General features: G+C 43.1%; 7 protein-coding genes. 4 read left to right on the top strand and 3 right to left on the bottom strand.

What is annotated here, in order from left to right; all coding sequences use genetic code 11:
* Window positions 1–264 precede the first annotated feature (264 nt).
* From ade to ACSYTJ_RS01115, 3 genes are all read right to left on the bottom strand, one after another.
* Complete coding sequence (ade, locus tag ACSYTJ_RS01125) at window positions 265–1953, bottom strand: adenine deaminase (protein WP_491719947.1); 1689 nt, start codon at window positions 1951–1953, stop codon at window positions 265–267.
* Between the two features lie 116 nt (window positions 1954–2069).
* Window positions 2070–3089, bottom strand: coding sequence for an NAD(P)-dependent alcohol dehydrogenase (locus tag ACSYTJ_RS01120; RefSeq protein ID WP_491717038.1), 1020 nt, complete (start codon window positions 3087–3089; stop codon window positions 2070–2072).
* A gap of 11 nt (window positions 3090–3100) precedes the next feature.
* Window positions 3101–3985 (bottom strand): LysR family transcriptional regulator, encoded by an 885-nt coding sequence (locus tag ACSYTJ_RS01115; protein ID WP_491717037.1) that lies wholly within the window; start codon window positions 3983–3985, stop codon window positions 3101–3103.
* A 139-nt stretch (window positions 3986–4124) separates the two neighbouring features.
* Here ACSYTJ_RS01115 and ACSYTJ_RS01110 point away from each other — a divergent pair, with 139 nt between their 5' ends.
* The 4 genes from ACSYTJ_RS01110 (at window position 4125) to ACSYTJ_RS01095 (ending at window position 10436) form a co-directional block, all read left to right on the top strand.
* Window positions 4125–5744, top strand: coding sequence for a malolactic enzyme (locus ACSYTJ_RS01110; protein ID WP_491719946.1), 1620 nt, complete (start codon window positions 4125–4127; stop codon window positions 5742–5744).
* Window positions 5745–5898: 154 nt separating this feature from the next.
* Window positions 5899–7239 (top strand): dihydrolipoyl dehydrogenase family protein, encoded by a 1341-nt coding sequence (locus tag ACSYTJ_RS01105; protein WP_491719945.1) that lies wholly within the window; start codon window positions 5899–5901, stop codon window positions 7237–7239.
* Window positions 7240–7324: 85 nt separating this feature from the next.
* Window positions 7325–8653, top strand: a complete 1329-nt coding sequence (locus ACSYTJ_RS01100) for a dihydrolipoyl dehydrogenase family protein (RefSeq protein WP_491719944.1) — start codon at window positions 7325–7327, stop codon at window positions 8651–8653.
* Window positions 8654–8759: 106 nt separating this feature from the next.
* Window positions 8760–10436, top strand: a complete 1677-nt coding sequence (locus ACSYTJ_RS01095) for a glycoside hydrolase family 13 protein (RefSeq protein WP_491719943.1) — start codon at window positions 8760–8762, stop codon at window positions 10434–10436.
* The last annotated feature ends 54 nt before the right edge of the window (window positions 10437–10490 follow it).

Below are 10490 nucleotides of genomic sequence, written 5' to 3'. Positions count from 1 at the left end.
AATTATTAGGCCCCTTTCTTTCTTTTCCGATTAACTAGATCGATTCGAACTATAATTGATATTTGTTTATGTAATTATATTATCATTTTATCGTGGAGTTTACTATACAAAAAGTCCATCAAAGGCTGATATTAAAGAAATAATAAAGGATTAGTCTTGTACAAAATATCAGTCTAACGATTATTGATTTATTTTTGCATTTACAAATTAATAAATGAAAATAAAAAAGATTAAACTAATCGTAGATAGTCTAATCCTTAGTAATTATTTTATGCGATTTGATTTATTTTGTACATTAATAAATGATTGTTTTTCAAAGTCATAGAGCCCTTGATCAGTGAGCTTGATCGTAGGGATGACGGTCAGTGTCAAAAACGAGAGGGTAATGAATGGATTAAAGTCGATTGCACCACTAATTTGTTGGTAGGCATTGGTAATCTTGGTCAAATCCTCACTGGCTGATTGCCAATCTTTGTTAGACATTAACCCGCCGACTGCCAGTGGCATTGTTGCCAATTCTTTTTCATCGTCGACCACGCTAATGCCGCCACCCACTTTGGTGACAGCTTGCAGTGCTCTAAAAATTGCATCATCATTCGTTCCGACAACGACTAAATTATGTGAATCATGGGCAATCGTAGTCGCCACCGCACCCGATTTAAGGTTAAAGCCGTGAACTAATCCAACCCCTACCGTTCCTAAGTCATGGTGGCGTTCCACCACGACCATTTTCAAAATATCATTTTTTAGATCCGCACTAAATTGCCCATCATGAACTGGAACGGGTAAAACTAGGTGATCCGTTTCAATGTGATTATTTTGAATCCCGATCACATTACATTCTGGATGCTCGCCAACTAACGGTAATTTCAGATCTGCTTTCGTAACGTGGTGATGAACCGAATCTGCCGCAAAGGCAAGTGGTTTAGTATCTAAATCTTGTGCTTTAATCCAATGTCCCGCCTTCATTACCCGTTGAACATCAACTTGATACGGATCAGAAACGATTAATAAATCAGCAGCGGCATTCGGGGCTAGCATCCCTAAATTCTGCACCCGATGTGCTAACGCCGCATTATAACTAGCCATCGTATAAGCGGTTTCGGGCCGAATACCAAACTCAATCGCAAGGCGGACGCAGTAATTAATGCCCCCCTCATCTAAGATGGTGTTGACGAACTTATCATCGGTACAAAACGAAAATTGTTGGGCATTGCCTTCATTAACGACTTGGATCGTATTTTGTAAATCACGTTCCACGGTCCCTTCACGCAAGAAAATATTAAAGCCCTCCGCCAGACGCGCTGCAATTTGTGATTGGTTCACGCTTTCATGATCGGTATTGATCCCCACCTGACGGTATGTATCTAACATTTGACGATTAAAACCAGCCCCGTGACCGTCAACTTGGTAGCCTAGGCTTAGAGCATCATTAATTTTAGCCATAATGCCAGGACTGCGCTTTAAAACGGCTGGATAATCCATCACTTCGGCTAACCCCTTGACCTCTGGTTCACGATAAAACGGACGTAAGTCATCAGCGCTCAAGGTTGCTCCGTTATTTTCAAAGGGCGTCGCAGGAACTGATGATGGTAACATTACATCGACATCCAAAGGGGTTTGTCGCGCATCATCAATCATATATTGAACCCCAGGCACACCAGCAACGTTTGCGATTTCGTGTGGATCGGTAAAAATAGTCGTCGTCCCAAGTGGCAAAATGACCTTCGCTAGTTCGGAAGGGACTAATAAAGAACTTTCCACGTGAACATGACTATCAATAAAACCTGGAACAATGTATTGATCATAAGCATCGTAGGTTTGTTCGGCAGTGAATGGCTGGTCTCCAGTCGCAATGATCTTGCCCCCATCGATCCAAAGTTGATTCGCCTCAAATCGGCGTGCGTAAACATTTAAAACATTGTTTCCCTTGACTAGTAAATCAACTTGCATTTAGATTCCCCATTTCAATCAAATTATGTAAAATTATTTCAATTATCAATCATCGAAATTTCTTTGTCAACACTCGATGCAGGACAAACAAAAACACCACTGGATAACCAATGGTGCTAGCGTTCTTCATTATATTTTTGATCATCAAAATCCATTGTGATCGAAATCTTACCGTCGATCGGATTTTTAATCGCATACTTAATCGCATCTTTAATGTAACGCACTGAAAAAGTAGCATCGATTTCTGGATGCAAAACGCCCCGTTGAGCGAGATTGGCTACTTTCCAAAGCCAATCGGGTCTAACAAAGAGGTGTTCAAAATGCCCTTGATACCATCTAAAGCCGACTTCCATCATGTCGCCGAATGGATTCGTTTCAATCCCGCGCTTTCCTTGATGGATTTCAACGTAGTAACCATTCGGATTTAAGAAGCGCCGAATGTAGCTAGGCGAACGATGCCCATTGACCACAATGATGCTATCAAATTTACCCTTCAATTGCTTTTGCCAGTTCGGTTTCGCCTCGATCAAATCTGCTAAATAAAAATTGGCAGCCACGTTTAAATTTTCGGTGGCACAAACTCCAGTGACCTCGCCACCCAGTGAGCTGGCGTATTGCAGTGCGAATTGTCCAACCCCACCACTGATTCCAATAATCAAGACCCGTTTATTAAAATCAATTTTGGCCCCGTTCACAGCGGTAACAGCAGTCCCAGCAGCCATTGGTAAGGCTGCACAATCCCTAAAGTTTAAATTTGAGGGCGTAAAAGCAACGTTATTTTCGTTCGCACAAACATAATCAGCCCACGCTCCGTATTGAAAGTCATCGGTGATTCCGAACACCTTATCACCAACTTGGATATCGCGAACGTCGGTGCCGACTCCCTCAACGATGCCAGCAAAATCGCAACCCATGATCTTATTGATTGCGGGGTTCACGAAGCGGTCGAACATTCTAAAATTAAGTGCCTTTCGACTAGCTCGTTCAGGCTTAGCGTAACGAAAATAATCTAGGTAGTTAATGGATGAATTTTTTACCCTGACCAACACCTGATCAGGAGCTGGTTCGGGGCGATGTACCGATTCAATTTTTAGGTCTGCTAAACGCCCTGATTTAGTAGATACTACTCCCTTCATTTTTTCACCTCCTATTTATTAATCAAAGCAGCCCTAATCTGATTTAAAATTTCAGATTGCAGCTGATTAAAAAGATGGGAACGTCGATAGACAATGCTGGTAACGAAACTAGGCACATCTTGATCCAATAGGTCGACCTTGACCACATCTGGATTCCGATCAGACACAAGGGTGGTGAAACACCCAATTCCGACGTTTTCCCGAATCATGTTCAAGATACTATGAATCCCACTGGAACGAAAAATAATTTGTGGCCGAAAGTGATTACGTTTTGCCATCGCGTTAATAACATTATTATGAATAAAACCGCTTTTAAAAAGAATAAAGGCCTCGCGTTTTAAATCCTGAAAGAACACCCCCTGCTGTTGTGCCAAAGGATTGTCTTTTGAGACATAGATTGCGAACGGACGCCGATCAAATTCCTCTGAAATAATCGTCGCTTCTTCCAACGGATTAACCGAGCCCAGCAATGCTAAATCGATCTGACCGCTTTTAAGCGCATTCAAAGTAGCAGCAGAACCCAATTCAACGGTCTCAATTTTATCTAATAAGTGATGCTGCTTCAAGCGCGCTGCGACCTTAGCAAAGTAATGGTTTTCGATCGTCGGTGGAAGCCCCAATATTAACTTTGCACGCTTAAAATTGGCAATTTCAGCCTTAGCTAACTGAACGTTCTTAATGATCGATTTAGCATGGAGCAATAATTGGTTTCCGCTATCAGTGATCGTCAGCTCTTGACTGCGGTATCTAATAATTAATTTACTATCCATCTCACGTTCGAGTCGTTGCAAGGCAAATGTGATCGTCGGTTGACTAACCTTAAATTCATGAGCTACTTTAGAAAAATTTTTAATTTCTGTCAAGGCAATAAAATATTCTAAATCGCGTGTATTCATTCAATACCCCTTTCACCAGTGTTCAACGACTCCTTATAAAAATATTTTATCACAAATTTAATCTTTGACTATTAAATAATGTAAGGATTAATATTAATTTATTATAAATACTTTAGCATCTTTACTAGGAGGACTTGCAATGGGATATAACATTTTAAATGATCCATTCAAAAATAAGGGCACTGCTTTCACGATGGCGGAAAGAAAGGCCCTTGGCTTACAAGGATTGCTGCCACCATTCGTTCAATCACTAGATGATCAGGCTACCCAAGCATATGGACAATTTCAATCCAAACCATCAGCGATTGAAAAGCGCGTTTTCTTAATGACGCTCTTCAACGAAAATCGGGTGCTATTCTACAAGTTATTTAGTCAACACGTCGTTGAATTCATGCCGATCGTCTACGATCCAACGATTGCCGAATCAATTGAAAACTACAGCGAATTATTCGTTCAACCACAAAACGCTACCTTCCTATCGATTAACGATCAAGATTCGATTGAACAATCACTAAGAAATGCTGCTGACGGGCGTGACATTCGCCTGATCGTAGTTTCCGATGCCGAAGGAATCTTAGGGATTGGTGATTGGGGCACGAACGGTGTCGATATCGCCGTTGGAAAACTGATGGTTTATACTGCCGCTGCTGGGATCGATCCATCGCAAGTCCTTCCCGTCATCTTAGATGCTGGCACTAATAATGAAGCGTTGTTGAACGACCCGTTATACCTTGGTAACCACCAAAAAAGAGTTTACGGTGAAAAATACTACGCATTCGTTGACCAATTCGTAGAAACTGCCGAAAAGCTATTTCCTGACATGTACCTACACTTCGAAGACTTCGGGCGTTCCAATGCTGCTAACATCTTAAACAAATATAAGGAACAATATACCGTCTTTAATGATGATATCCAAGGAACTGGGATCATCGTATTGGCAGGAATCCTGGGTGCTCTTAACATCTCAGGCGAAAAGCTCACAGACCAAAAATACCTCTGCTTCGGAGCTGGGACTGCTGGGGCTGGAATCGTTTCACGGGTCTGTGCAGAATTCGTTCAACAGGGATTGAGTGAAGCAGAAGCTAAAAAACACTTCTACCTCGTTGATAAACAGGGGCTTTTGTTCGATGACGATGATACGCTCACCCCAGAACAAAGACCATTCGCCCGCTCACGTTCTGAATTTGATAATCCAGATGCACTCACCGACCTATCCGCAGTTGTCAAAGCTGTCCACCCTACCATCATGGTCGGAACTTCGACTCAACCGGGTTCATTCACCGAAGACATCATCAAGGAAATGGCCGCCCATGCCGATCGGCCAATCATCTTCCCAATCTCCAACCCAACTAAGTTAGCGGAAGCAAAGGCTGAAGACCTCTTGAAGTGGACCGACGGTAAGGCATTGATCGGTACTGGTATCCCAGTTGATGATATTGAATATAACGGGGTTACCTACCAAATTGGCCAAGCTAACAACGCATTGGTTTATCCTGGATTAGGGCTCGGGGCAATTGCTTCGACCGCAAGCGTATTAAACGATGAAATGATTTCTGCAGCCGCCCATTCATTAAGCGGCATCGTCGATCCTAAAAAGCCTGGTGCTGCTGTTTTACCACCTGTTTCTAAGCTCTATGCATTCTCGGAAACGGTTGCTAAGGCCGTTGCCAATAGTGCTGTGCAACAAGGATTGACCCGTGAAAAGATTCAAGACGTTGACCAAGCCATTCAAGATACAAAATGGGAACCTAAATATTAATTGCCAATTAGGCGCTGGTGTATCAACACTTGGCGCCTTTTGATTTTCAATGAGCAAATGCTTTGTACACAAACAAAGTAAATGCTAGAATAACAATGTAGTAAAAATGTAGAATAAAAATGGATAAAAAATAACTTAATTGGAGGCATTTTTTATGGCTACAAATTACGATTATGATGTTCTTTATTTAGGTGCCGGTCATGGTACTTTTGATGGTGCGATTCCTTTAGCAGGCACTGGTAAAAAGGTTGCTGTTGTTGAAGCTGAAGCAATTGGTGGGACTTGCCCTAACTGGGGATGTAACGCTAAGATTGCTTTGGATGCACCCGTTGCTTTAACTCGTGAACAAGAAAGAATTAAAGATCAATTGAATGGTGAACAATTAACCATTAACTGGACTGCTAATATGTCACGCAAGCATTCCATTATTGATGTTTTACCTGGTGCCATCGAAGGTTTGATGACTAGTGCTGGCATCGATGTTATCAAGGGTTACGGTAAATTAACAGATCCTCACACTGTTGAAGTTGACGGCGAAAAGAAGACTGCTGATAAGATCGTAATTGCTACTGGACTCACTCCCCACAAGCTAAATCTTCCTGGAACTGAATTAACCCATAATAGTAAGGACTTCCTTGCATTAACTCACCTTCCAAAGCGGATTACGATTGTCGGTGGTGGTTACATTGCCATGGAATTTGCTACCATTGCTAATGCCGCTGGTGCTGACGTTACCGTTATGCTCCACAGCGACGTAGCATTACGTCCATTCTACCAACCATTCGTTAAGAAGGTCTTAGTTGACTTACAAAGACGTGGTGTGCACTTCGTCAAGAACAGTAACGTTCGTGGATTCAAGAAGGATGGCGACGCATTTGCTGTTGAATACGGTGAAAACGACACCTTAGCTACTGACTGGATCTTAGATGCTACTGGTCGGGTTCCTAACGTTCATGGCTTTGGCCTTGAAGAAGTTGGCGTTAAGTTTGACGAACGTCACGGAATTAATGTTAACGACCATCTCCAAACTAGCGTTGAAAACATCTACGCTTCAGGAGACGTGATTAACAGCAAGCAACCTAAGTTGACCCCTACTGCTATTTTCGAATCCACTTACCTCACTGGATTACTATCAGGACAAAGCGATGCTCCAATCGACTTCCCTGCCGTTGGTACTAACGCCTTTACTTCCCCACGGATCTCAGAAGCTGGAGTTTCAGTTGCTGAAGCCGAAAAGGATGATAACTACAAGGTTGTTAAGACTGACTTAAAGGATGACTGGTACTACCAAGTTGATAACGACACAGTTGCAGAACGGGCATTGGTATTCGATAAGGAAGGCCACTTAGTTGGTGCTTCTGAAGTTAGTTCCCATGCTGTTGAATCAATCAATACCTTGTTGCCAGCAATTGAATTTAAGTTAACGAAGGAACAAATCGGGCGGATTATCCAAATCTTCCCATCAGTTGCTAGTGATGTATGGGCAACCATCTAATTTAAAATTAACTAATCAATAACTAACGAAAAAACGAAGTACAATTAGTGCTTCGCTTTTTTGTTACATTAAGGAGGAATTGCGAATGACAAAGTATGATTATGACGTCTTATTCATTGGCGCTGGCCATGGTTCCGATGGAGCTCCGCAACTGGCTAAAGCTGGCTACCACGTTGCAAAGGTCGAAGCGCAAAGAGTCGGCGGCACCTGCACTAACTGGGGTTGTAATGCCAAACTAGTATTAGATGGTCCAGTCGAACTAACCCGCCAGCAAGAACGAATGCAAGCAGTCGTGAACGGAAAATTAACATTGGATTGGGCTGCTAACATGCGCTATAAGCATGCGGTCATCGATCCACTCGCTGATGGATTGGAAAATAAGTTCACCAACTTGGGCATCGACATGCTCCATGGCTGGGCGAACATGCGCGATCCACACACCGTTGATATCGATGGAAAAGTCACGACTGCTGATAAAATTGTGATTGCAACGGGATTACACCCGCATCAACTTGCAGTCCCAGGCACCGAGCTAGCACATAATAGCAAGGATTTCCTAGCACTGGATGAACTCCCCAAAGACATTGTGATTATCGGTAGCGGCTACATCGCCATGGAATTCGCGACGATTGCTAACCAGTTCGGTGCCCACGTGACCGTGATGATGCACGGTGACAAGGCGTTGCGCAAGTTCTACCAACCCTATGCTCAAGCAGTGGTAGCTGATTTGAGTAAACGTGGGGTGCAATTTGTCCCGAACGCTAACGTCAGTGGCTTTACTAAGGATGGCGACCGTTTCTCCGTTGAATATGGAGAGCATCAGATTCAAACTACCGATTGGATCTTAGATGCAACGGGACGGGTCCCAAACGTTGCTGGATACGGACTGGACGAATTGGGGATCGAATATGATCAACATGGTATTAAGGTCAATGAACACCTACAGACCAACGTAGCAAATATCTTCGCCGCTGGTGACATTACGGATACCAAGTACCCTAACCTCACTCCATCGGCAACCTTTCAATCCAAATACATCGCTCGCTTCATTAGTGGTGAAACCAATCAACCGATTGAAGACCCCGTCATTCCATCGGTCACTTTTACATCGCCACGAATTGCGGAAGCGGGCGTGTCAATTGCACAAGCAGAGGCTAGTGATCAATATCAGGTCATTCATGCCGATTTAACGAAGGACTGGTTCCGTCAAGTTGACCATCAACACCTTGCTAAACAAGCATTGGTATTCGATAAAGCCAAACACTTAGTCGGGGTCACTGAGATGAGTGAACAAGCAGATAACGCCATCAATTCGCTATTGCCAGCGATTGCACTCAAGATGAATCCAAAGCAGATTCAATCGATCATCCCGCTATTCCCATCCATCACCCATGAAGTCTGGAAAAAGCTATAGCGGCTGTTCATTATTTTTACTTTAAGCCAATTCATTTAGTTAAGGCGTTCTTTTGAACTATGCTAAAATATAGTCAATACTTAATTACCAAGGAGGAGTTTGGAATATGTCAAAAAACGATTGGTTCAAGGATTCAGTTGTTTATCAAATTTACCCAATGAGTTTTCAAGATAGTAACGGCGATGGAATCGGTGACTTGAAGGGAATCGAAAACCGCCTCGATTACATTAAAAAATTAGGGGCCAACACGATTTGGTTAAACCCCATTTATAAATCACCTAACAAGGACAATGGTTACGACATTGCAGACTACCAAGCAATCCAACCAGCTTATGGATCAATGGCTGACTTCGACTCACTGCTAAGTGCGATGCATGAAAAGGGCATTAAGTTATTAATGGACCTCGTGGTCAACCATACTTCTGATCAACATGAATGGTTCCAAGAAAGCAAGAAGTCCCGTGATAATAAGTACGCTGATTTCTACATTTGGCGTGACCCCGTTGACGGCCACGAACCAAATAACTGGGGATCCAATTTCTCTGGTTCCGTATGGACGTTCGTTCCAGAACGGGGCCAATACTACCTCCACTGTTTTGCGGAAGGGCAACCCGATTTAAACTGGGAAAATCCTGAAGTGCGCGAAGCGGTTTACAGTCTGATGCGTTTTTGGCTCGACAAGGGCGTTGACGGTTTTCGAATGGACGTTATCAACTACATCTCAAAACCTGAGGGTCTGCCTAACGGTCCCGTACCAAAGGGTTCAGAATTTGCGCCATGTGAACCAATGACGACTAACGGTCCCCACCTATTGGAATACCTGAATGAAATGAACGATAAGGTATTATCTAAATACGACGTCATGACGGTCGGCGAAATGCCTTCTACGAACCCCGAAGATGCCGTTAGATATGCTAACTTGGACGGCAGTGGCTTGAACATGATCTTCCAATTCGAACACGTCAGCTTATCATTTGGGACGACCAAAGCCCTCGGAAAATGGAACGATGCGCCTGTTAAATTGACCGAATTAAAGCACTCGCTTTCCAGATGGCAAGAAGGCCTCGACGGTAAAAGTTGGAACAGTCTTTACTGGAACAACCATGATCAACCACGGGCGGTTTCTAGATTTGCCAACGACGAACCAGAATTCAGAGTACGGGCTGCGAAAATGCTTGGAACGACGCTACACATGTTGCAAGGAACCCCATACGTCTATGAAGGTGAAGAACTAGGGATGACCAACGGCCATTTCACTAGCATCGATCAATACGAAGATATTGAATCATTAAATGCTTACAAACAACTCGTTGACCAAGAACACTTGATCAGCTCGGATAAGATGCTTAGCTTCTTGGCCTCCCGTTCTCGTGACAACGCCAGAACCCCAATGCAATGGGATAATAGTAAGTACGCTGGCTTTACCACCGCTGCTAAACCTTGGTACCGCCTCAACGCTAACTACCCTGAAATCAACGCAGCGGATGAATTAGTCGATCAGGATTCCGTTTTCTACTATTACCAAAAATTAATTCAACTCCGTAAGGACAACGACATCATTCGCTACGGTCAATTTGAAAAATTAGACCCAACAGACGATGCAGTCTTTGCCTACAAGCGCCACTACAATGATCTTACGTTAATTTCAATCAATAACTTCACGGCTGAAGATGTTTCCCGTGATTATCAAGTCCCACAAGGTGCCCAATTATTGATTGGGAACTACGCAGATGATCAAGGAACTGAACTCAGACCATTTGAAAGTAAGGTTTACCTCTTCTAATTTCAATTCACAACTAAAAAACCAGTTTAGTTAGGATACCCCTGACTAAACTGG

This window comes from Nicoliella sp. ESL1113 (assembly GCF_058509245.1).
This window is presented reverse-complemented; position numbering and strand designations above follow the sequence as displayed.

Bases quoted from the DNA above. Each gene is read 5' to 3' on its own strand.
- ACSYTJ_RS01110 (WP_491719946.1), top strand. From the start codon at position 4,125: ATGGGATATAACATTTTAAATGATCCATTCAAAAATAAGGGCACTGCT.
- ACSYTJ_RS01105 (WP_491719945.1), top strand. From the start codon at position 5,899: ATGGCTACAAATTACGATTATGATGTTCTTTATTTAGGTGCCGGTCAT.
- ACSYTJ_RS01095 (WP_491719943.1), top strand. From the start codon at position 8,760: ATGTCAAAAAACGATTGGTTCAAGGATTCAGTTGTTTATCAAATTTAC.
- ACSYTJ_RS01100 (WP_491719944.1), top strand. From the start codon at position 7,325: ATGACAAAGTATGATTATGACGTCTTATTCATTGGCGCTGGCCATGGT.
- ACSYTJ_RS01115 (WP_491717037.1), bottom strand. From the start codon at position 3,985: ATGAATACACGCGATTTAGAATATTTTATTGCCTTGACAGAAATTAAA.
- ade (WP_491719947.1), bottom strand. From the start codon at position 1,953: ATGCAAGTTGATTTACTAGTCAAGGGAAACAATGTTTTAAATGTTTAC.
- ACSYTJ_RS01120 (WP_491717038.1), bottom strand. From the start codon at position 3,089: ATGAAGGGAGTAGTATCTACTAAATCAGGGCGTTTAGCAGACCTAAAA.